Source organism: Streptomyces sp. SCA2-17, assembly GCF_044336695.1.
The window spans coordinates 2,695,205-2,715,819 of record NZ_CP117521.1 but is presented as its reverse complement, the minus strand read 5'-3'; the positions used below and the strand labels follow the sequence as shown (position 1 = coordinate 2,715,819).

The window sequence follows — 20,615 nt, the reverse complement described above, 5'->3', positions numbered from 1 at the left end:
CCATGAATCACACTGTTTTGCAGTACCTCCTCGCCGCAGTCGTCGTTCTCCCCCTGGTCGGCGCCGCCGCCGCGGCGCTCCCGGCTCCTCCCGGCCTCAAGGGCAGGAGCCCCGAGCAGGCCGTGCTCCGCCACGGCGTCACCGTCACCGGCGTGGTCCTCGCGCTGAGCATCGCCCTCGCCGCCGGCTTCGACCACGGCAGCCCGGCCCGCATGCAGGCGACCACCGACATCAGCTGGATCCCGGCCCTGAACATCCGGATCCACCTGGGCGTGGACGGCGTCTCGCTCCCCCTCCTCGTCCTGACCGCGCTGCTGACCTTCCTCTGCGCGCTCTACAGCTACTTCAAAATGCCTGCGGGCCCGTCTCCCAAGGCATTCGTCGCGCTGCTCCTCGTCCTGGAGTCCGGCACCCTCGCGACCTTCGCCGTCCTCGACCTGATGCTGTTCTTCCTGGCCTTCGAGATGGTGCTCATCCCGATGTACTTCCTCATCGCCCGCTGGGGCGGCGAGGGCAGGGAGCGCGCCGCCTGGCGCTTCATCCTCTACACGCTGCTCGGCTCCGTCGTGATGCTGCTCGGCCTCCTCCTGGTCGGGATCAAGGGCGGCACGTTCGACATGGTGGCACTCGCCACTGACAATGGATCGAAGCTCAGCCACAGCACGCAGCTCATCGCGGTCCTCGCCATCGGCATCGGACTGGCCGTCAAGGCCCCCATGTGGCCCCTGCACAGCTGGCTGCCCGACGCGCACACCGCCGCCCCGACCGTCGGCTCGGTCCTCCTCGCGGGCGTGCTGCTGAAGATGGGGACGTACGGGTTCGTCCGCATCGTCCTGCCGATCGCCCCGGACGGCGCGCACACCTTCGCGCCCTACCTCGCCGCCTTCGCGGCCGTCGGCATCATCTACGGCTCGCTGGTGTGCCTGAGCCTCGCCCGCCGCGGCGCCAAGGGCGACTTGAAGCGGCTCATCGCGTACTCCTCCGTCGGCCACATGGGCTTCGTCCTGCTGGGGATCGCGACGCTCACCCCCACCGGGCTGAACGGCGCCCTCTTCGCCAACATCGCCCACGGCCTCATCACCGGCCTCCTCTTCTTCCTCGTCGGTGCGGTCAAGGACCGCTACGGCACCAGCGACCTCGACGCCCTCTCCGGCCGCACCGGCGCCGCCCTCTACGGCAAGGCCCCCCGCCTCGGCGGCCTCCTCGCCTTCGGCGCGGTCGCCTCCCTCGGCCTGCCCGGCCTCGCCGGGTTCTGGGGCGAGATGCTCGCGATGTTCGGCGCCTTCCGCCCGGCGGAGGGACTCAGCCGCCCGGCGTTCCTGACGTTCATGGCCCTGGCTGGCCTCGGCACGCTCCTGACGGCCGCCTACATGCTCGTCGTCGTCCGCCGCGTGTGCATGGGCGGCGACGGGGGCAGCACCCGGCCGCAGACCGCCGGCGCCGCGGACACCGCCGGGGCAGCCGGCCCCGTCCCCGGCATCCCCGCCGACGTGCGGTCCTACGAGTTCGCCGCCTGGACCCCCCTCGTCGCCCTCACCGTCCTCGCCGGACTCTGGCCCGCGGCCCTCCTCGGCCTCACCGACCCGGCCGTTCAGCAGCTCCTCCGAGGAGGCAACTGATGGGCTCCCTGATCCAGTCCGTCGACTGGCTCGCCATCGCGCCGCCCACCCTCACGGCCGTCGTCGCCCTGGTCGTCCTGGTCGCCGACCTCTTCCTCCCCGAGGGCCGCAAGCCGCTCCTCGGCCGGATCTCCGTCGCCGGCCTGCTGCTCGCGGGCCTGTCCCTGCTGCCGCTCCTCGACGGCGACCGGTCCACCTTCTGCCTGACGGGCGTGGGGTCACGCAGCGCGTGCAGCTACACCGCCGACCACTTCACGCTCGTCATCCAGCTCCTGGTCCTCGGCGGCGCGCTCCTGACGGCCCTGCTGTCCATCAGCGCCGTCCGCGACCAGCGACTCCCCGAAGGGGAGTTCTGGTTCCTGCTGCTGTCCTCCGCGGCGGGCGCCGCCCTGCTGCCCGCCTCCCGGGACCTCGCGACCCTCGTCGTCGCCCTCGAAGTGGCCTCCCTGCCGGCCTTCGCCCTCGTCGGCATGCGCCGCGGCGAACGCCGCTCCTCCGAGGCGGCCCTGAAGTTCTTCCTGTCCTCGGTCACCGCGACCGCCGTCACCCTCCTGGGCGCCAGCTTCGTCTACGCGGCCACCGGCACCCTGCACCTCACCGAGGTCGCCGCGAAGCTCGCCGACGTCGACCCCCGCCTCGACACCCTCGCGCAGGCGGGCGTCGCCCTCACCCTCGTCGGCTTCGCCTTCAAGACCGCGGCCGTGCCCTTCCACTTCTGGGTGCCCGACACGTACGTGGGCGCGCCGCTGCCCGTCGCCGCCTACCTCTCCGTGATCGGCAAGGCGGTCGGCTTCACCGGCCTCATCCTGGTGACGGTCGTGGCCTTCCCCTCGTACGCGTCGGTGTGGGCACCGGCCCTCGCCGTCCTCGCCGCGCTGACCATGACCGCGGGCAACGTCGCCGCGCTCCGCCAGCGCCCCGAGCGCGCCCACAGCGCGGTGCGCCTGCTCGCCTGGTCCTCCGTCGGCCAGGCGGGCTACCTGCTCGTGCCCATCGCCGCCGCCGGCTACGCCGACGACCCCGCGCACGCCATCGGCTCCACCGTCGCGTACGCCCTGATGTACGCCGCCGTGAACCTCGGCGCGTTCGCCGTCGCCGCGCTGGTGGCCCGTACGAGCCCTCGCAACCGCATCACCGACTACCGGGGCCTCTACGCCCGCCGGCCGCTCGCCGCGCTCGCCCTGGGCTTCTTCCTGCTCTGCCTGGCGGGCCTGCCGCCGGGCATCATCGGCCTCTTCGCGAAGGTCACGGTCTTCAGCGCGGCCGTCGACGCGGGGCTGGGCTGGCTGGCCGTCGTCATGGCCCTCAACGTCGTGATCGCGCTGTACTACTACCTCCAGTGGACGGCGATCCTCTTCCGCCCGGCGGAGACGGCGGAGGAGGCGGCGGAGACGCCGGCACCCGTACGGATCCCGCTGCCGCTGGGCGCGGCCATCGCCCTCGCCGCGGTGGCGGGCATCGCCCTCTCGGGCGCCCCCCAACTGGTCCTCCGCTTCGCCTCGGGAACGCTGCTCTAGGGCCGAGCGCCGCGGGCGGGCCCGGCGCGTAGGCCGCTGTCCGCCGGACGGGCGACCCGCGCCGGGGGAACCCCGCACCTTCGTCTGGCGTTGACCGGTCAGGAAGGTTCCACTGGAGACTCCACCGCGAGCCGCAGCGCGCGTGGACGCACGACAGCGCAAAGGGTTCCCCTGCCGCACCACTTGGAGGGCGTACCGTGCACCGCCGGCACAACGGGCTCAGGACCGCAGTCCTCCTCGGGGGGCTGTCCGCACTCATCATCGTCATCGGCAGCCTCTTCGGGCGGGCGGGCCTGATCATCGCCGTCCTGGTGGCGCTGGGCACCAACGCCTACGCCTACTGGAACAGCGACAAGCTGGCCCTGCGGGCCATGCGCGCCCGCCCCGTCAGCGAGTTCGAGGCCCCGGCGCTCTACCGCATGGTCCGCGAGCTCTCCACGGCCGCCCGCAGGCCCATGCCCCGGTTGTACATCTCGCCGACCGACGCCCCCAACGCCTTCGCGACCGGCCGCAACCCCCGCAACGCCGCCGTCTGCTGCACGGACGGCATCCTGCGCCTCCTGGACGAGCGCGAGCTGCGCGGCGTCATCGGCCACGAGCTCAGCCACGTCTACAACCGCGACATCCTCATCTCCTCGATCGCGGGCGCGCTCGCCTCGGTGGTGATGTTCCTGGTGAACTTCGCGTGGCTGGTCCCCTTCGGCAGGTCGGACGACGACGAGGGCCCGGGCATCGTCGGCATGATCATGATCATGCTGCTGGGCCCGGTCGCGGCGTCCCTCATCCAGCTCGCCGTCAGCCGCTCCCGCGAGTACGAGGCCGACGCCTCCGGCGCCCGCCTCACGGGCGACCCGCTCGCCCTGGCCTCGGCACTGCGCAAGCTGGAGACGGGCACCCAGCGCCTGCCCCTGCCCCCCGAGCCGCGCATCGAGACCGCCAGCCACATGATGATCGCGAACCCGTTCCGCGCGGGCGAGGGAGGCATGACCAAGCTGTTCTCCACGCACCCGCCGATGGGGGAGCGCATCGCCCGCCTGGAGCAGATGGCGGGCGGCCACCGGGACCGGTGACCGCCCGGTTGCTTTCCTGCTCGCCGCTCCGCCCGGTCAGCCGATGGGGAGGCCGTTGTACGTCCCTCCCTGGCAGACCAGCACGGGATCGAAGTCGGCCCCGACCGTCACGTCGACCGTCCCGCCCCCGCCGATGCACTGTGCGGGGGTCACCTCCGTGGACGCGGGCACGGTGGGGACGGGAGGCAGGGGCGGCAGAGGCGGAGGCTCGGGGTCGCCGGCCCGGGCGACCCCCGCGCCGAGTGTTCCGGCGAGCACCACGGCGGACACCGCGGCGCCGAGGGCATGTCGCGTACGGATGCGCATGGCGGGCTCCTCACGCTCGTCGCGTGTCAGCCGGACGGCGGACACGGCGGACAGCCCACGATGACGGTGAGGCCGGTCCGGGGCACGCGGCGTTAGGCCGTACGGGGGACGCGCAGGTCTTCCCCCGCTGCTGGCAACCGCAGGTCAGAGGCCCTGCGTCCCACTCGCTGAGGGCATCGACGCGTGGGAGGCTGTTTTCATGAGGTTCATCCTGAACATCATCTGGTTGATCTTGTGCGGGTTCTGGATGGCGATCGGTTACGTGGTCGCCGGCTTGATCTGCTGCGTACTCATCGTGACCATTCCGTTCGGCATCGCATCGTTCCGCATCGCGAGCTACGCGCTCTGGCCGTTCGGGCGGACGACCGTCGAGCGGCGCGACGCGGGCGCCGGGTCGCTGATCGGGAACATCATCTGGTTCGTCTTCGCGGGCTGGTGGCTGGCCCTGGGCCACATCGTCACCGGCATCGCCCTGTGCGTGACGATCATCGGAATCCCGCTGGGCATCGCGAACTTCAAGCTGATCCCGGTCTCGCTCTTCCCGCTGGGCCGCGAAATCGTCCCGACGGACCAGGCGTTCGCCGGCTACCGCTGAACCGGCGGCGCGCGAAAGCGGGTTGAGCGCGGTTACAGCGACCGCAGGGTCTCCTCGGCCTCGGGGGTCAGGACGAGGGGGCCTTCGCCGTGCGTCCACACCGCGCGGATGTCGAGGTGCCGGAAGCGCCAGCCTCCGGCGGTGCGCACGACCTCGCCCGCGAACGTGCCGCCGACGGTGAAGTGGTCCCCGGGGCCCGATCCGCGGACCGCGCGGGTGGAGGCCGGGTGGACGTGGATCATCAGGGCGTTCCAGTGCACCATGGCGCGGTCCCCGGTGATGTCCATGACGTAGTTGGTGCCGATGTGCTGCGTGCGCTCGAACTTGGCCATGGTGGCCGCCTGGGAGGCGGCCAGGCCGTCGATGCCCTCCTCCGTCCCGACCGGCGACGTGATCCGCACGTCCGGCGTGAACAGCCCGCGGGCCCAGGCGTCGTCGAAGCGGCGGGCGTCGAGGCTCAGCAGGTAGCGGTCGATGAGGTCCGTGAGGGCGGCGCGGTCGGTCAGGGCGTCGATGCGGGCCTGGAGGCCTGCGGTCCCGGTGGTGAACTCCGGTGCGGTGAGGGTCATGGCGGCACGCTCCCTGTGTCGGTGGACGGGCCCGCCGCGGGCGGGCCGGCCGTACACCGAAGACGCTAAAAGCTCGACATAACTTGAGGTCAAGCCCGCCGGGCGGACCGGCTCCGGGAACGCCGAAGGCGCGCCGGAAGGGATCCCTTCCGGCGCGCCTTCGGCGTGACTGCCGTCAGCCGTCGTTCCCGGGTCAGCGGTAGTTGACGAACTGGATCGCGAAGTCCAGGTCCTTGCCCTTGAGGAGGGCCTGGACGGCCTGGAGGTCGTCACGGCTCTTGGAGCTGACGCGCAGCTCGTCGCCCTGGACCTGGGCCTTGACGCCCTTGGGGCCCTCATCACGGATGATCTTGGCGACCTTCTTGGCGTTCTCCTGGGAGATGCCTTCCTCGATCGAGGCGAAGATCTTGTATTCCTTGCCGGAGGCCTGCGGCTCGCCCGCGTCGAGGGACTTCAGCGAGATGCCGCGCTTGACCAGCTTGGTCTCGAAGATGTCGAGAACCGCCTTCACCCGCTCCTCGGCGTTGGCGCGCATCTCGATCTTCTCGCCGGACCAAGCGATCGAGGCGCCCACGCCCTTGAAGTCGTAGCGCTGCGAGATCTCCTTGGCGGCCTGGTTGAGGGCGTTGTCGACCTCCTGCCGCTCGACCTTCGAGACGATGTCGAAACTGGAGTCGGCCATATTGAGTTGGCTCCTCGTACGTAGATCCATCGGGGGGTGCGGTCCGGGCTGCCGCCGGCTCGGGGCCGGCGGCGGACCGCCCCGTCAGCCTAGCCACCCCGGGCCCGTTCGCACGGGCGATGAACCGAGTGGCGGACCACCCCAGGTCATCGGGTATGGTTTACGTCGTTGCCCCGGCGCGAATCGAAAGAGAGCCCGAGGTAGCACCCCATGGCGGTGTGCCCGAGTGGCCAATGGGAGCGGACTGTAAATCCGTCGGCTTAGCCTACCCAGGTTCGAATCCTGGCGCCGCCACGGAATGAGGCCCCTGACCTGAAAAGGTCAGGGGCTTCTTTCGTTTCCGGCCCCGCCCTCCGGCCGTTTTCCCGCCCCGGCCCGTCAGCCTTCCGCCGCGGCCTTCACCGCCTCCGCCACCGGCGTGTCCCCGCTGATCAGCTCCAGCGTCCGGCCGGCCGTCCCCGGCTCGTCCAGCAGCGCCACGAGGACCGCCGCGACGTCGTCCCGGGTCACCTCGCCCCGCCCCGTGGACTCCCCGAGCGCCACCCGGCCCGTGCCGGCGTCGTCCGTGAGCCGCCCCGGCCGCAGGATCGTCCAGTCCAGGCCGGCACGCGCCCGGACGTCCGCGTCCGCCGCGCCCTTCGCGCGCAGGTACGCGGCGAAGACCGGATCGGTGCCCTCCGGAGGCTCGCGGTCGGCACCCATGGAGGAGACCACGAGGAAGCGGCGGACGCCGGCCGCCTCGGCCGCGTCGGCGAAGAGGGAGGCCGCCCCGCGGTCCACGGAGTCCTTGCGGTCGATGCCGCTGCCCGGCCCCGCGCCGGCCGCGAAGACCGCGGCGTCGGCCGACTCCAGGTGCCTCACCAGATCCGCCACGGAGGCCGACTCCAGGTCGCACACGACCGGTTCGGCACCGGCCGCCAGCAGGGCGCCGGCCTGTTCGGGCCTGCGGATGACGCCCGCGATCTCGTCCCCGCGCGCGGAGAGCAGCCGCTCCAGCCGCAGCGCGATCTGACCATGTCCACCAGCGATGACAATGCGCATGATCCGACCGTACGCCGATCACCGGAATCCGACAGAGGGCCTCGCCGGACCCCTCGGCGCCCCGCGTCAGGACGGCTCGCCCCCGCCGCGCGAGGACTGCCGGGGCAGCTCCAGGGCCGCGGCGGCCGAGCCGTCGCAGTACTCCCGCACCGCGCTCGTACGGGCCACGACGCGGCCCTTGTGCACCACGAGGCGGCTGTAGGCCATCGACAGCACGCCCTCGACGCGCTCGCCCCGTACGGCCAGGAGCTCGGCCGGAAAGCCCGCCTCCACCCGCACCCGCGGCAGCCCCATGGCCGCCCGGGCCCACCCGCTGACCGCCTCGTACGCCTCCTCGGGCCGCAGCTCGCCGTGCGAGGCCAGCAGGAACGCGGCCTCCAGGGGATCGCCGCGCCCGACCGGATTGGCCGCGTCGCGCAGGGCGCCGCTGCCGGCCGCCACCCGCACCCCCGCCGCCCGCAGCAGCCGCACCGGGGCGCAGCGCGAGACGCGGGCGCCGCGCTGCTCCAGCGTCCCGCAGTCGCCCTGCGGCAGGCAGACGACGGTCACTCCGGCGGCGGACAGCTGCTCGGCGGCGCGCACGGCCAGGTCGCGGGGGAGGCGGGCGAGGCCGCCGCAGGGGCCGAGGGTGACGCGGGGGCGCAGGCCCCCGGCCATGGCGGCCAGCCGGGCGAGCCGGGCCGGGTCGGAGCCGTCGGTGTGCAGGTCGACGGGGCAGCCGTACGCGGCGGCGAGGTCGAGGGCGGCCTCGGCGAAGCCGGTGGGGTCGGGGTCGAGGTCGGGGCAGCCGCCGACGGCCGCGCCCATCTTCACGGCGTCCCGCAGCTGGGCCAGCCCGTCGGCCCCGGCGGCGCCGGTGAGCAGCCGGGGCACGGCGACGGCGGTGAGGTCGGTGAGCCCGCGCAGGGCCCGCCGGGCCTGGAGCACGGCCTCCAGCGAGCGCAGCCCCTGGACGTCGCCGATGCGGACGTGGCAGCGCAGGGCGGTGGCCCCGTGCCCGAGCTGGAGCAGCGCGGCCTCGGTGGCGCGCCGCTGGACGTCCTCCGCGGCGTACGAGACGGGCCCGTCGGCCTCGGCGGTGAGCGCGGTGGCGCCGTGCGCGTGCGGCTCGGCGGGTGCGGGCAGCAGCAGATAGCCGCTGAGGTCCACGCGCGGGCCGGGCGCCAGGCTGCCGGCGGTGCCCACCGCCTCGATGTGACCGCCGCTCAGCCGCACGTCCACGGTGCGGCCGTCGGCGAGGCGGGCGCCGCCGAGCACGAGGGCACCGTCGCCGGGCGCGGCGGCGGGCCGGGGGGCCTCGCCCCCGGGGTTCGCCGGGGGCTGCGGCTGGCTGTCGGGCATCGCGCTCCTCCGGGGGCCGGGGCGTGCATGATCACGCAGCAGGTCCGAGCGTAGGGCGCGGCAGGAACGGCTTCGAGCAAGCGACGAATAGTCGTACTGGTGTGGTGCGAGAAGGCTTCCGTGGCGCCGCCGCGGGCGCCGTCCGGATACGGATTTCACCTTCGGCGGCCAACCGTGTAATGTCTTCCTCGCTCGCCCCAATAGCTCAGTCGGCAGAGCGTCTCCATGGTAAGGAGAAGGTCAACGGTTCGATTCCGTTTTGGGGCTCTGGTGTGAGAGTCTCCCCGCCTTCGGGCGGGGAGTATCTCCCGCATCAAAGCGGTGTAGCTCAGTCGGTAGAGCAAGCGGCTCATAATCGCTGTGTCACCGGTTCAAGTCCGGTCACCGCTACACGTAGTAGCCGATTGTGGGGTCGGTCCCTCCGGTCGGCTACTCTTGTCTGCGTTCATCCGTCCATTCCGTCAAGGAGCACTCACGTGGCTGCCACCGACGTCCGCCCGAAGATCACGCTGGCCTGCGTGGAGTGCAAGGAGCGGAACTACATCACCAAGAAGAACCGGCGTAACGACCCGGACCGTCTTGAGATGAAGAAGCACTGCCCCCGTTGCAACTCGCACACCGCGCACCGCGAGACGCGATAACAACAGGCTCGTTCGCGAGGCCGTCCCCATTCTCCGGGGGCGGCCTCGCGGCGTATCCGCCACCGTTCACCACTGCCGCAGGAGGTACCGGGCCATGGCGCTCGACCAGTCCTTCGTAGGGCGGACCTACCCGGCCACCGAACCGTACGAGGTCGGCCGGGAGAAGATCCGCGAATTCGCCGAGGCCATCGGCGACACCAATCCGGCGTACACCGACCCGGAGGCCGCCAAGGCGCTGGGCCACCCGGACGTGATCGCCCCGCCGACCTTCGTCTTCTCCGTCACATACCGGGCGGCCGGCGCGGTCGTGAACGACCCGCAGCTGGGCCTGGACTACTCGCGCGTCGTGCACGGCGACCAGAAGTTCGCCTACGCCCGCCCCGTGCGGGCCGGCGACCGCCTGTCGGTGGTCTCCACGATCGAGTCGATCAAGTCCCTCGCGGGCAACGACGTCCTGTCGATCCGCGGCGAGGTCCGGGACGAGCACGGTGAGCACGTGGTGACCGCGCACCTGACCCTGGTGGCCCGCGCGGCCGAGGAGGCGTAGATGACTGCCCGGATCTCCTACGACGAGGTCGAGGTCGGCACGGAGCTGCCGGTCCGCTCCTTCCCGGTGACCCGCGCGGACCTGGTCCGCTACGCGGGCGCCTCGGGCGACTTCAACCCGATCCACTGGAACGAGAAGTTCGCCAAGGAGGTGGGCCTGCCGGACGTGATCGCGCACGGCATGTTCACCATGGCCGAGGCGGCGCGGGTGGTCACGGACTGGGCGGGCGACCCGGGCGCCGTCGCCGAGTACGGCGTGCGCTTCACCCGCCCGGTCGTCGTGCCCAACGACGACGAGGGCGCGGTCATCGAGGTCGGCGGCAAGGTCGCGGCCAAGGACGACGAGAACCGCACGGTCCGGGTGGACCTGGTGGTCATGAGCGGGGGCCGGAAGGTCCTGGGAATGTCGCGAGCGGTCGTACGCCTCGCCTGACAGAGAGAGGGCGCCGCGCAGAAGCCCGGCGCCCTCCCCCTTTGACACCCGAACTAAGTAATCACTAACTTACTTCCATGGTCAGAATGAGCGCGGAGGAACGGCGCGAGAGTGTGATCCGCGCCGCGGTCACGGAGTTCGCGCGGTCGGGGTACAAGGGCACGTCCACGGAGGCGATCGCGCGCCGCGTGGGCGTCTCGCAGCCGTATCTCTTCCGGCTTTTCCCCACCAAGGAAGCGATCTTCCTGGCGGCGGCCCGCCGCTGCCTGGAGGAGACCCGCGAGGTCTTCGCGAAGGCCGTCGAGGGCGCGCCGCCCCGCGGGGCGCTCCAGGCCATGGCCGCGGCCTACGACCACCTCATCGCCGAGGACCCCGAGAAGCTCCGGATGCAGATGCAGATCTACGTCGCGGTGGCCTCGGCCGAGGCGGCGGGGGACCACGAGTTCGGCAGCGCGATCCGCAAGGCCTGGCTGGAGCTGTGGGACGGGGTGCATCTGGCGCTCGGCGGGGAGGCGAAGGAAACGACGGGGTTCCTGGCCAAGGGCATGCTGATCAACACGCTGATGTCCCTGGGCTTCCCGCCGGACCACAGGGTGTGGGCGGGCTTCTGAGGAAGAGTCCCACGAGCGGACCTTCATACCCACAAAAATTAGTGAGTACTCACTTAGCATATCTGGGGGGATCTTCATGCAGTCCAAGGCCGTCTGGGCCCTGGTCGTCACCGGCGTGGCGGGCTTCATGGCCGCGCTGGACAACCTGGTCGTCACCACCGCCCTCCCGGCCATCCGCCAGGACCTCGGCGGGGCGCTGGAAGACCTCGAATGGACCGTCAACGCCTACACGCTCACCTACGCGGTCCTGCTCATGTCCGGCGCGGCCCTCGGCGACCGCTTCGGCCGCCGCAAGCTCTTCGTCGCCGGCCTCACGATCTTCACCGCGGCCTCCGCCGCGGCCGCCCTGGCGCCCGGCATCGAGGCCCTGATCGCCGCCCGGGCTGTCCAGGGCGTGGGCGCCGCCATCACGACGCCCCTGTCCCTCACCCTGCTCACCGCGGCCGTCCCCGCCGCCCGCCGGGGCGTCGCGTACGGCATCAAGGGCGCCGTGGACGGGCTGGCCGTGGCCGGCGGCCCGCTGATCGGCGGCACGCTCACCGAGCACCTCTCCTGGCAGTGGATCTTCTGGCTCAACGTCCCGCTGGGCCTGGCCCTCATCCCCCTCGCCCGCCTCCGCCTCCAGGAGTCCCACGCGCCGGACGCCCGCCTCGACGTCCCCGGCACGCTTCTTGTCAGCGGCGGCCTCTTCGGCATCGTCTACGGCCTGGTCAACGCGAACCCGCACGGCTGGACGAGCCCCCAGGTCCTGACGGCCCTCGTCGCGGGCAGCGCCCTCATAGGAGCCTTCATCCGCCACGGTCTCCGGGCCGAGCACCCCGTGCTGCCCCTGCGCATCTTCGGAAACCGGGCCTTCGCCGCCGTCAACGCCGCGAGTGTCTGCATGTTCCTGGGCATGTTCGGCTCGATCTTCCTGCTCAGCCAGTTCCTCCAGAACGCCCTCGGCTACTCGCCCACGCAGGCGGGGCTGCGCATGCTCCCCTGGACCGCGATGCCGATGATCGCGGCGCCGCTCTCCGGCTACCTCGCCGACCGCGTCGGCAGCCGGCCGGTCGTCATCACCGCCCTCGCCCTCCAGGCGCTGGGCCTGGCCGACTTCGCCCTCATCATGAGCCCGGACGTCTCCTACGCGGCCCAGCTCCCGGGCCTGATCGTCAGCGGCATCGGCATGGGCCTGTTCTTCGCCCCCGCGGCGAGCCTGACCATGTCCAGCGTCCGCCCGGCGGACCAGGGCATGGCCTCCGGCGCGAACAGCGCTCTGCGCGAGGTGGGCGGGGCGCTGGGCGTCGCCGTCCTGGCCGCGCTGTTCTCGGCGCACGGCGGCTACGGCTCCCCCCAACGCTTCGCCGACGGCCTCGCCCCGGCCCTCTGGGCGGGCGCGGCGACGGTGGCGCTCGGGGCGCTGGCAGCCACGCGGATACCCGCCCGGGGTGGGGCGAGCCCCGTCCCCACCGCTGCGCGGCGGGGGCACGCCCACCCACCCGCCCGTGACTGACAAGGCAGGGGGCTGCACCGGAAAGCCGGCCTGCAGCTATCTGCGGACCACCCCCGCCGCTGCGCGGCGGGGGTTCATGCCCACCCACCCGCCCGTTACTGGAGTCGCAGAGGCGCTGCACCGGATGCCGCCAGGGGGCAAGCGGGCGGCCAGGTGGTGACGAGCGGAGGGGGGGGGGCGGGGGTGTAGGGGTGGGGGTCCGGGGCGCTGACGTGTATTTGTGGGCCCGAAGGAGAAAAGGGCGAGGGCACGTCGCGGGGGGCGGGCCCGTAAATATACGGCCCCGGACCCCCACCCCGGAGCCCCCGGCACCCGGCCCCGCCCCCGGCCCCGCACCCCCACCCCGGAGGCCCCGAGCCCCGGCCCCAGCCCACCCGTACCCTGGTCGAGTGCAGGAACGACACGACGCCCCCCTCGCCCCCCTGACCACCTTCAGGCTCGGCGGCCCCGCCCGCCGCCTGATCACGGCGACCACCGACGCCGACGTGATCGCCGCCGTCCGCGAGGCCGACGAGACCGGAACCCCGCTGCTGATCATCGGCGGCGGCAGCAACCTCGTCATCTCCGACAAGGGCTTCGACGGCACCGCCCTGCGCATCGCGACGACCGGCTTCACCCTCGACGGCACCGCCCTCGAACTCGCCGCCGGCGAGAACTGGTCCGACGCCGTGGCCCGCACCGTCGAAGCCGGCCTCGCCGGCGTCGAGTGCCTCGCCGGCATCCCCGGCTCCGCCGGCGCCACCCCGATCCAGAACGTCGGCGCCTACGGCCAGGACGTCGCCCAGACGATCACCGAGGTCGTCGCGTACGACCGCCGCACCGGCGAGACGGTCACCCTCACCAACTCCGAGTGCGCCTTCTCGTACCGGCACAGCCGCTTCAAGCAGGACCCCGCCCGCTACGTCGTGCTGCGCGTCCGCTTCGAGCTGGAGGACGCGGACGGCCTGTCCGCGCCCATCCGCTACCCCGAGACCGCCCGCGCCCTCGGCGTCGAGGCCGGCGACCGCGTCCCCGCGGCGCAGGCCCGCGAGACGGTCCTCAAGCTACGCGCGGGCAAGGGCATGGTCCTGGACCCCGAGGACCACGACACGTGGTCGGCGGGCTCGTTCTTCTGCAACCCGATCCTGACGGAGGCGGAGCACGGGGCGTTCCTGGCCCGCGTGGCGGAACGCCTGGGGCCGGACGTGGCACCGCCCGCGTACCCGGCGGGGGAGGGCTTCATGAAGACGTCCGCGGCCTGGCTGATCGACAAGGCGGGGTTCACGAAGGGGTACGGGGCGGGCCCGGCGCGGATCAGCACGAAGCACACGCTGGCGCTGACCAATCGTGGCGAGGCCACCACGGAGGACCTCTTGGCTCTCGCCAGGGAGGTCCGGGCAGGCGTCCACGAGGCGTTCGGCGTGACGCTGGTGAACGAACCGGTCACGGTGGGCGTGGCGCTGTAGCGAAGAGCGGCCTCAGGCGGCCAGCCAGGCGTCGATCCCCGCCAGCAACCCCGCCCGGACGGGCGCGGGCGCAGCCGACCCCCGTACCGACTGCCGTGCCAGCTCCGCCAGCTCCGCGTCCGTGAAGCCGTGGTGCTGCCGCACCAGCTCGTACTGCGCGGCGAGCCGCGAGCCGAAGAGCAGGGGGTCGTCCGCGCCGAGAGCTATCGGCACGCCGGCGTCCCACAGCGCCCGCAGCGGCACGTCGCCCGGCTTCTCGTAGACGCCCAGGGCGACGTTGGAGGAGGGGCAGACCTCGCACGTCACGCCCCGCTCCGCGAGCTTCCGCAGCAGCCGGGGGTCCTCGGCGGACCGCACGCCGTGCCCGACGCGCGACGCGTGCAGGTCGTCCATGCAGTCCCGCACGCTGCTCGGCCCGGACAGCTCGCCGCCGTGCGGCGCGGCCAGCAGCCCGCCCTCCCGCGCGATCTCGAACGCGCGGTCGAAGTCGCGCGCGAGCCCGCGCCGCTCGTCGTTGGAGAGCCCGAACCCGACGACACCCCGGTCGGCGTACCGCACGGCGAGCCGGGCCAGCGTACGGGCGTCCAGCGGGTGCTTCATGCGGTTCGCGGCGACGAGCACCCGCATGCCCAGCCCGGTCTCCTTCGACGCGCTCTCGACCGCGTCCAGGATGATTTCCAGGGCGGGGATCAGCCCGCCCAGCCGCGGCGCGTACGACGTCGGGTCGACCTGGATCTCCAGCCACCCGGAGCCGTCCCGGACGTCTTCCTCCGCGGCCTCCCGCACCAGCCGCTGGATGTCTTCCGGTGACCGGAGGCAGGACCGCGCGATGTCGTAGAGGCGCTGGAAGCGGAACCAGCCCCGCTCGTCCGTCGCCCGCAGCTTCGGCGGCTCGCCGCCGCTCAGCGCCTCCGGGAGGTGCACGCCGTACTTGTCGGCGAGCTCCAGCAGGGTGGAAGGCCGCATCGACCCGGTGAAGTGAAGATGCAGATGGGCTTTCGGCAGCAGCCTGACGTCACGAACACTCTCCATTCGCAGATCCTGCCGCAAGCACCGCCGAAACCGGAAGGCACTTTCGCTGAACGCCCGCCAACGGGCGGCGCACCGAACGCCGCACCGAAAACGCATACGGGCCCCCGGCACAGCCGGGAGCCCGTCGTCGTGCGGACCGCGATCAGTCGCGCGCCTCCGCCAGCAGCTTCTGAATCCGCGAGACGCCCTCGGCCAGATCCTCGTCACCCAGCGCGTAGGACAGCCGCAGGTACCCCGGCGTGCCGAACGCCTCACCCGGCACCACCGCGACCTCGACCTCTTCCAGGATCAGCGCGGCGAGCTCCACGGACGTGGCGGGCCGCTTGCCGCGGATCTCCTTGCCGAGCAGGCCCTTCACGGACGGGTAGGCGTAGAACGCACCCTCCGGCTCGGGGCAGAGGACGCCGTCGATCTCGTTGAGCATCCGCACGATCGTGCGGCGGCGCCGGTCGAAGGCGGTCTTCATCTCGTCGACGGCGGACAGGTCGCCCGACACGGCGGCGATGGCCGCGCGCTGTGCGACGTTGGACACGTTGGACGTGGCGTGCGACTGGAGGTTCGTCGCGGCCTTGATGACGTCCTGCGGGGCGATGACCCACCCGACGCGCCAGCCGGTCATGGCGTACGTCTTGGCGACGCCGTTGACGACGATGCACTTGTCGCGCAGCTCCGGCACGACCACGGGCAGCGAGGAGAACTCGGCGTCGCCGTAGACCAGGTGCTCGTAGATCTCGTCGGTCAGGACCCACAGCCCGTGCTCCGCGGCCCAGCGGCCGACCGCCTCCACCTGCTCGCGCGAGTAGACCGCGCCCGTCGGGTTGGACGGGGAGACGAAGAGCAGCACCTTCGTCCGCTCCGTGCGGGCGGCCTCCAGCTGCTCGACCGACACCATGTAACCGGTGGTCTCGTCGGCCACGACCTCCACCGGCACACCGCCGGCCAGCCGGATCGACTCCGGGTAGGTGGTCCAGTACGGGGCGGGGACGATGACCTCGTCGCCCGGGTCGAGGATCGCGGCGAAGGCCTCGTAGATGGCCTGCTTGCCGCCGTTGGTGACCAGGACCTGCGACGCCTCGACCTGGTAGCCGGAGTCGCGCAGCGTCTTCGCGGCGATCGCGGCCTTCAGCTCGGGGAGGCCGCCGGCGGGCGTGTAGCGGTGGTTCTTCGGGTCGCGGCAGGCCTCCACCGCGGCCTCGACGATGTAGCCGGGGGTGGGGAAGTCGGGCTCGCCGGCGCCGAAGCCGATCACCGGGCGCCCGGCGGCCTTGAGGGCCTTGGCCTTGGCGTCGACGGCGAGGGTGGCGGACTCGGAGATCGATCCGACACGGGTCGACACCCGGCGCTCGGTGGGGGACTGGACGGGGGGCTCGGAAGGAGTCGCAGCGGTCATGGGGGCATCGTTGCAGACGGGGGACGAAGCGGGCACACCCGTTTCACGGACGGCTCACGGTCCCCTCCCGAAGGCCCGGAATGCGACGTTCCGGCCCCACCGCGGCACAAGCTGTTCGACGCACGCCCCGGGACCACGTACACTCATCCACCGTTGGCCCTCACCGGCCGCGATCCGGCTCTGCACACACCGTGCACACACCCGGATGCGGTACGTTGGGGAACCACAAAGGGTCGTAGCTCAATTGGTAGAGCACTGGTCTCCAAAACCAGCGGTTGGGGGTTCAAGTCCCTTCGGCCCTGCTACACGCATCGTCACCAGGGTGCGTGCGTGCGTACGTAGAGAAATGCACCGCCGTGCGGCTCAACCGGGCGCGGCACGGCTCACGACCCGGATTCAGGTGAGGACGTAGTGACGGAAGCCCTTGGCTCCACCGCGACGCCTGAGAGCGGTCGTCCCGAGGACGAGGTGGCCGCCAAAAAGGGCCGCCGTGGCGGGAAGCGCGGGAAGAAGGGCCCCTTCGGCCGCCTCGCGCTCTTCTACCGTCAGATCGTCGCAGAGCTCCGCAAGGTCGTCTGGCCCACCCGGGGCCAGCTGTCGACGTACACCACCGTGGTGATCGTCTTTGTCGTCATCGTCATTGGCCTGGTCACCGTGATTGACTATGGGTTCACCAACGCCGTCAAGTACGTCTTCGGCTGAATCCGCGGGTAGGGCGGCTGCCGTGAGGCGAGCCGCCCCTTTCGCACGTTCCACCCCTTGTAGCCAGGAAGAAGCAGCCACGTGTCTGACCCGAACCTGAACGACGCCGCCGAGAAGGCCGCTGAGGCGGCAGAGGCCGACGTGGATGCCACTGTCACGGCCGAGGTCGAGGGCGACGACACCGCGCAGGAGATCGTCGAGGGCGCCGACGCCGCCGACGAGCTCGACGCCGAGGAAGCCGCTGCCGGCGAGCCGGCCGAGGAGGCCGCCCTCCACGTCGAGTCCGACGAGGACGCCGAGTCCGCCGAGAGCGACGAGGCCGCTGACGAAGCCGCCGAGGAGGCCGAAGAGGCCGCCGAGGAGGAGCCCGTCGACCCGGTCGCCGCCCTCCGCGAGGAGCTCCGCGGCCTGCCCGGCGAGTGGTACGTCATCCACACCTACGCCGGTTACGAGAACCGCGTGAAGACCAACCTCGAGCAGCGCGCCGTCTCGCTCAACGTCGAGGACTACATCTTCCAGGCCGAGGTGCCGCAGGAGGAGGTCGTCCAGATCAAGAACGGCGACCGCCGCACCGTCCGCCAGAACAAGCTCCCGGGCTACGTCCTGGTGCGCATGGACCTGACGAACGAGTCCTGGGGCGTCGTCCGCAACACCCCGGGTGTCACCGGCTTCGTCGGCAACGCCTACGACCCGTACCCGCTGACGCTGGACGAGATCGTCAAGATGCTCGCCCCGGAGGCCGAGGAGAAGGCCGCCCGCGAGGCCGCCGAGGCCGAGGGCAAGCCGGCGCCGCAGCGCAAGGTCGAGGTCCAGGTCCTGGACTTCGAGGTCGGCGACTCGGTCACCGTCACCGACGGCCCGTTCGCCACCCTGCAGGCCACGATCAACGAGATCAACGCCGACTCGAAGAAGGTCAAGGGCCTCGTCGAGATCTTCGGCCGCGAGACCCCGGTCGAGCTGAGCTTCGACCAGATCCAGAAGAACTGACACTTCTGAACAAACGCTTCCGAACAGGTCAGACGGGCTGCTGAAGCCCGTCTGACCTGCTCGGTTTTTGGCCGTAGCACGTTACCCGTTATCGTGGTGCGGTATGCCTGTGCGCACTGTGCGCGGGCAAAAAAACTCTCACTAGGACCCGGAGAGAGCAATGCCTCCCAAGAAGAAGAAGATCACGGGGCTTATCAAGCTCCAGATCAGCGCCGGTGCCGCCAACCCGGCCCCGCCGGTCGGCCCCGCGCTGGGTCAGCACGGCGTCAACATCATGGAGTTCTGCAAGGCCTACAACGCCGCGACCGAGTCGCAGCGTGGCATGGTCGTGCCGGTGGAGATCACGGTCTACGAGGACCGTTCCTTCACCTTCGTCACCAAGACTCCGCCGGCCGCGAAGCTGATCCTCAAGGCCGCGGGCGTGGAGAAGGGCTCCGGCGAGCCGCACAAGACCAAGGTCGCCAAGATCACCGAGGCGCAGGTCCGCGAGATCGCCACGACCAAGATGCCCGACCTGAACGCGAACGACCTCGACGCCGCGTCGAAGATCATCGCCGGCACCGCCCGTTCCATGGGCATCACGGTCGAGGGCTGACCTCCACCCCCCCTGGCAGTACCCGTGGAAGGGCCAGCGCCGGCCCGCACCACGACTCCAATCACCACTGAGGAGTTTCAGTGAAGCGCAGCAAGACTCTTCGCAACGCGGACGCGAAGGTCGACCGGGAGCGTCTGTACGCCCCGCTCGAGGCCGTCCGCCTGGCGAAGGAGACCTCCGCCACCAAGTTCGACGCGACCGTCGAGGTTGCCATGCGCCTGGGTGTCGACCCGCGCAAGGCCGACCAGATGGTCCGTGGCACCGTGAACCTTCCGCACGGCACCGGTAAGACCGCCCGGGTCCTGGTCTTCGCGACCGGCGACCGTGCCGAGGCCGCGCGTGCCGCGGGCGCCGACATCGTCGGCGCCGACGAGCTCATCGACGAGGTCGCGAAGGGCCGTCTGGACTTCGACGCCGTCGTCGCCACCCCGGACCTCATGGGCAAGGTCGGCCGCCTCGGCCGCGTGCTCGGTCCCCGTGGCCTGATGCCGAACCCGAAGACCGGCACCGTCACCCCGGACACGGCCAAGGCCGTGACCGACATCAAGGGCGGCAAGATCGAGTTCCGCGTCGACAAGCACTCGAACCTGCACTTCATCATCGGCAAGGTCTCCTTCGACGAGGCCAAGCTGGTGGAGAACTACGCCGCGGCGCTCGAGGAGATCACCCGCCTCAAGCCGTCCGCCGCGAAGGGCCGCTACATCAAGAAGGCCGCCATCACCACCACGATGGGCCCCAGCATCCCGCTGGACAGCAACCGCACCCGCAACCTCCTGGTGGAGGACGAGACCGTCTGATCCTGACCGGATCACGACGCCTCGGCGCGTACGCGTAAGCGAACGAGCAGGCCCCGCATCTCCTGGCGAGATGCGGGGCCTGCTCGCGTTTCCACGCCGTCTCGCCTTCACGCCGCCCCGTGTTTTAACGCCATCCGAACACCGCCCGTGCGCCCGTCCGCCACATCTGCCGGTGTGGTGAACTAACGTTCACATTGATCGCTTTTGAGTAGAGGGGGGAATGGGCATGCACAAGTCCACCTGGAAGCGCCTGAGCGTGTCGGTGACGGCGGTGGCCCTGCTGGCGGGCGTCGCTGCCTGCGGGGGCGACGAGAAGGGCGGCAAGGCGGCCTCGGAGACCTCCGCCAAGTCGGACAAGCAGCCGGCGGCGGGGGTGTCGGTCGAGGCCCTCAACGCGGCCTTCAAGAAGACGCGGTCGGCGAAGTCCGCCAGGTTCACGATGACCATGACGATGCCGGGCCTGGGTGACCAGCCCCTCACCCTGCGGTCCTCCGGCGTCATGGGCTGGGACCCCACGGTCGTGGACCAGCGCATGACCGGCGCCGGGCTGCCCGCCAAGGACGGCGCTCCGGCCGAGAGCCACACCATCACGATCGGCGCCGTCACGTACACCGACGTGGGCGCCGAGGGCGCCGCCAAGAACGACGGCAAGCGCTGGCTCAAGATCGATCTCGCCGCGATGGCCAAGGAGTCCGGCGGCGACGGCAAGGCCCTTGAGCAGCTCATGGGCGGCGGCCAGGGCCAGAGCCAGGACCCGGCCAAGCAGATGGCGCTCCTCAAGGAGTCGCCGGACGTCAAGCTGGTCGGCGAGGAGACGGTCGACGGGCAGAAGGCCCGGCACTACAAGGGCACGCTCTCCCCCGACGAGGCCATGAAGTCCAACAAGAGCCTCGACGGCCTCGGCGAGAAGGACCGGCAGGAGCTGCTGGACACCATCAAGGAGGCCGGCATCACGAAGTACGACATGGACGTCTGGGTGGGCTCCGACGACCTCCCCGTGAAGCTGGTCATGAACATGGACACCGCCAAGGGCCGGATGGAGATCGCTCAGAGCCTCTCCGACTACGGCGCCAAGGCCGACGTCCAGGCGCCGCCGGCGGACCAGACCGTCGACCTGCTGGAGAAGATCAAGAAGATGAAGGAGACCGGCGCCACCCCGTCGCTGGCCTCCTGACCTGCCCGGACGCGTCCGCCCGGGAGC

22 protein-coding genes and 4 tRNA genes are annotated in these 20,615 nt (G+C 71.4%); 19 read left to right on the top strand and 7 right to left on the bottom strand.

What is annotated here, in order from left to right:
* Nucleotides 1–2 precede the first annotated feature (2 nt).
* The 3 genes from PS271_RS12095 (at nt 3) to htpX (ending at nt 4,206) form a co-directional block, all read left to right on the top strand.
* Entirely contained in the window at nt 3–1,619 is a 1,617-nt protein-coding gene (locus PS271_RS12095; protein ID WP_398381932.1) for a complex I subunit 4 family protein, read from the top strand.
* A complete protein-coding gene (locus tag PS271_RS12090) occupies nt 1,619–3,136 on the top strand; it encodes an NADH-quinone oxidoreductase subunit N (RefSeq protein WP_398381931.1) in 1,518 nt (505 codons plus the stop codon). Before PS271_RS12095 ends, PS271_RS12090 begins: the two co-directional genes overlap by 1 nt.
* 197 nt (nt 3,137–3,333) lie before the next feature.
* Nucleotides 3,334–4,206 carry a zinc metalloprotease HtpX gene (gene htpX / locus PS271_RS12085; RefSeq protein ID WP_398381930.1) on the top strand — a complete coding sequence of 291 codons (873 nt, stop codon included), beginning with the start codon at nt 3,334–3,336 and terminating at the stop codon, nt 4,204–4,206.
* A gap of 36 nt (nt 4,207–4,242) precedes the next feature.
* Here htpX and PS271_RS12080 read toward each other — a convergent pair whose 3' ends face one another.
* Nucleotides 4,243–4,512, bottom strand: a complete 270-nt coding sequence (locus tag PS271_RS12080) for a hypothetical protein (protein WP_398381929.1) — start codon at nt 4,510–4,512, stop codon at nt 4,243–4,245.
* A gap of 199 nt (nt 4,513–4,711) precedes the next feature.
* On the opposite strand from PS271_RS12080, the gene PS271_RS12075 reads away from it, so the two are divergent.
* On the top strand, nt 4,712–5,107 hold the full coding sequence (locus PS271_RS12075) for a YccF domain-containing protein (protein WP_398381928.1): 396 nt from the start codon (nt 4,712–4,714) through the stop codon (nt 5,105–5,107).
* A 32-nt stretch (nt 5,108–5,139) separates the two neighbouring features.
* Here the strand turns inward: PS271_RS12075 and PS271_RS12070 are convergent, their stop codons facing one another.
* Together PS271_RS12070 and PS271_RS12065 are read right to left on the bottom strand one after the other, a co-directional pair.
* On the bottom strand, nt 5,140–5,676 hold the full coding sequence (locus PS271_RS12070) for a nuclear transport factor 2 family protein (RefSeq protein WP_398381927.1): 537 nt from the start codon (nt 5,674–5,676) through the stop codon (nt 5,140–5,142).
* A 193-nt stretch (nt 5,677–5,869) separates the two neighbouring features.
* On the bottom strand, nt 5,870–6,358 hold the full coding sequence (locus PS271_RS12065; protein WP_030368439.1) for a YajQ family cyclic di-GMP-binding protein: 489 nt from the start codon (nt 6,356–6,358) through the stop codon (nt 5,870–5,872).
* A gap of 212 nt (nt 6,359–6,570) precedes the next feature.
* Here PS271_RS12065 and PS271_RS12060 point away from each other — a divergent pair.
* Nucleotides 6,571–6,652, top strand: a tRNA-Tyr gene (locus PS271_RS12060).
* Nucleotides 6,653–6,736: 84 nt separating this feature from the next.
* On the opposite strand, the gene PS271_RS12055 is transcribed toward PS271_RS12060, so the two are convergent.
* Nucleotides 6,737–7,399: an NAD(P)H-binding protein gene (locus PS271_RS12055; RefSeq protein WP_398381926.1), complete on the bottom strand. Its 663-nt coding sequence runs from the start codon at nt 7,397–7,399 to the stop codon at nt 6,737–6,739.
* Nucleotides 7,400–7,465: 66 nt separating this feature from the next.
* Nucleotides 7,466–8,740: an amidohydrolase family protein gene (locus PS271_RS12050; protein WP_398381925.1), complete on the bottom strand. Its 1,275-nt coding sequence runs from the start codon at nt 8,738–8,740 to the stop codon at nt 7,466–7,468.
* Between the two features lie 194 nt (nt 8,741–8,934).
* Between PS271_RS12050 and PS271_RS12045 the strand changes: the two genes are divergently transcribed.
* From PS271_RS12045 to PS271_RS12010, 8 genes are all read left to right on the top strand, one after another.
* A tRNA-Thr gene (locus PS271_RS12045) sits at nt 8,935–9,007 on the top strand.
* Between the two features lie 50 nt (nt 9,008–9,057).
* Nucleotides 9,058–9,130, top strand: a tRNA-Met gene (locus PS271_RS12040).
* 86 nt (nt 9,131–9,216) lie between these two features.
* The gene (rpmG, locus tag PS271_RS12035) at nt 9,217–9,381 is read left to right on the top strand and encodes a 50S ribosomal protein L33 (RefSeq protein ID WP_006604855.1); all 165 of its coding nucleotides are present in this window, start codon (nt 9,217–9,219) and stop codon (nt 9,379–9,381) included.
* Between the two features lie 94 nt (nt 9,382–9,475).
* Complete coding sequence (locus PS271_RS12030; RefSeq protein WP_398381924.1) at nt 9,476–9,928, top strand: FAS1-like dehydratase domain-containing protein; 453 nt, start codon at nt 9,476–9,478, stop codon at nt 9,926–9,928.
* A complete protein-coding gene (locus tag PS271_RS12025; protein WP_398381923.1) occupies nt 9,929–10,360 on the top strand; it encodes a MaoC family dehydratase in 432 nt (143 codons plus the stop codon).
* 77 nt (nt 10,361–10,437) lie between these two features.
* Nucleotides 10,438–10,971: a TetR/AcrR family transcriptional regulator gene (locus PS271_RS12020; protein WP_398381922.1), complete on the top strand. Its 534-nt coding sequence runs from the start codon at nt 10,438–10,440 to the stop codon at nt 10,969–10,971.
* Between the two features lie 76 nt (nt 10,972–11,047).
* Nucleotides 11,048–12,466 (top strand): DHA2 family efflux MFS transporter permease subunit, encoded by a 1,419-nt coding sequence (locus PS271_RS12015; protein ID WP_398381921.1) that lies wholly within the window; start codon nt 11,048–11,050, stop codon nt 12,464–12,466.
* Nucleotides 12,467–12,855: 389 nt separating this feature from the next.
* Nucleotides 12,856–13,911, top strand: coding sequence for a UDP-N-acetylmuramate dehydrogenase (locus tag PS271_RS12010; RefSeq protein WP_398381920.1), 1,056 nt, complete (start codon nt 12,856–12,858; stop codon nt 13,909–13,911).
* A gap of 12 nt (nt 13,912–13,923) precedes the next feature.
* Here PS271_RS12010 and PS271_RS12005 read toward each other — a convergent pair whose 3' ends face one another.
* Together PS271_RS12005 and PS271_RS12000 are read right to left on the bottom strand one after the other, a co-directional pair.
* Entirely contained in the window at nt 13,924–14,943 is a 1,020-nt protein-coding gene (locus PS271_RS12005; protein WP_398381919.1) for an adenosine deaminase, read from the bottom strand.
* A gap of 142 nt (nt 14,944–15,085) precedes the next feature.
* Nucleotides 15,086–16,333 (bottom strand): pyridoxal phosphate-dependent aminotransferase, encoded by a 1,248-nt coding sequence (locus PS271_RS12000; RefSeq protein ID WP_398381918.1) that lies wholly within the window; start codon nt 16,331–16,333, stop codon nt 15,086–15,088.
* 229 nt (nt 16,334–16,562) lie between these two features.
* Between PS271_RS12000 and PS271_RS11995 the strand changes: the two genes are divergently transcribed.
* The 6 genes from PS271_RS11995 (at nt 16,563) to PS271_RS11970 (ending at nt 20,588) form a co-directional block, all read left to right on the top strand.
* Nucleotides 16,563–16,635, top strand: a tRNA-Trp gene (locus PS271_RS11995).
* Nucleotides 16,636–16,744: 109 nt separating this feature from the next.
* Nucleotides 16,745–17,035, top strand: a complete 291-nt coding sequence (secE, locus tag PS271_RS11990) for a preprotein translocase subunit SecE (RefSeq protein WP_030368429.1) — start codon at nt 16,745–16,747, stop codon at nt 17,033–17,035.
* Nucleotides 17,036–17,116: 81 nt separating this feature from the next.
* On the top strand, nt 17,117–18,022 hold the full coding sequence (nusG, locus tag PS271_RS11985) for a transcription termination/antitermination protein NusG (protein WP_398381917.1): 906 nt from the start codon (nt 17,117–17,119) through the stop codon (nt 18,020–18,022).
* 160 nt (nt 18,023–18,182) lie between these two features.
* Nucleotides 18,183–18,617, top strand: a complete 435-nt coding sequence (gene rplK, locus PS271_RS11980; RefSeq protein ID WP_120756551.1) for a 50S ribosomal protein L11 — start codon at nt 18,183–18,185, stop codon at nt 18,615–18,617.
* An 80-nt stretch (nt 18,618–18,697) separates the two neighbouring features.
* The gene (gene rplA, locus PS271_RS11975; protein WP_398381916.1) at nt 18,698–19,414 is read left to right on the top strand and encodes a 50S ribosomal protein L1; all 717 of its coding nucleotides are present in this window, start codon (nt 18,698–18,700) and stop codon (nt 19,412–19,414) included.
* A gap of 226 nt (nt 19,415–19,640) precedes the next feature.
* Entirely contained in the window at nt 19,641–20,588 is a 948-nt protein-coding gene (locus PS271_RS11970; RefSeq protein WP_398381915.1) for an SCO4651 family lipoprotein, read from the top strand.
* The last annotated feature ends 27 nt before the right edge of the window (nt 20,589–20,615 follow it).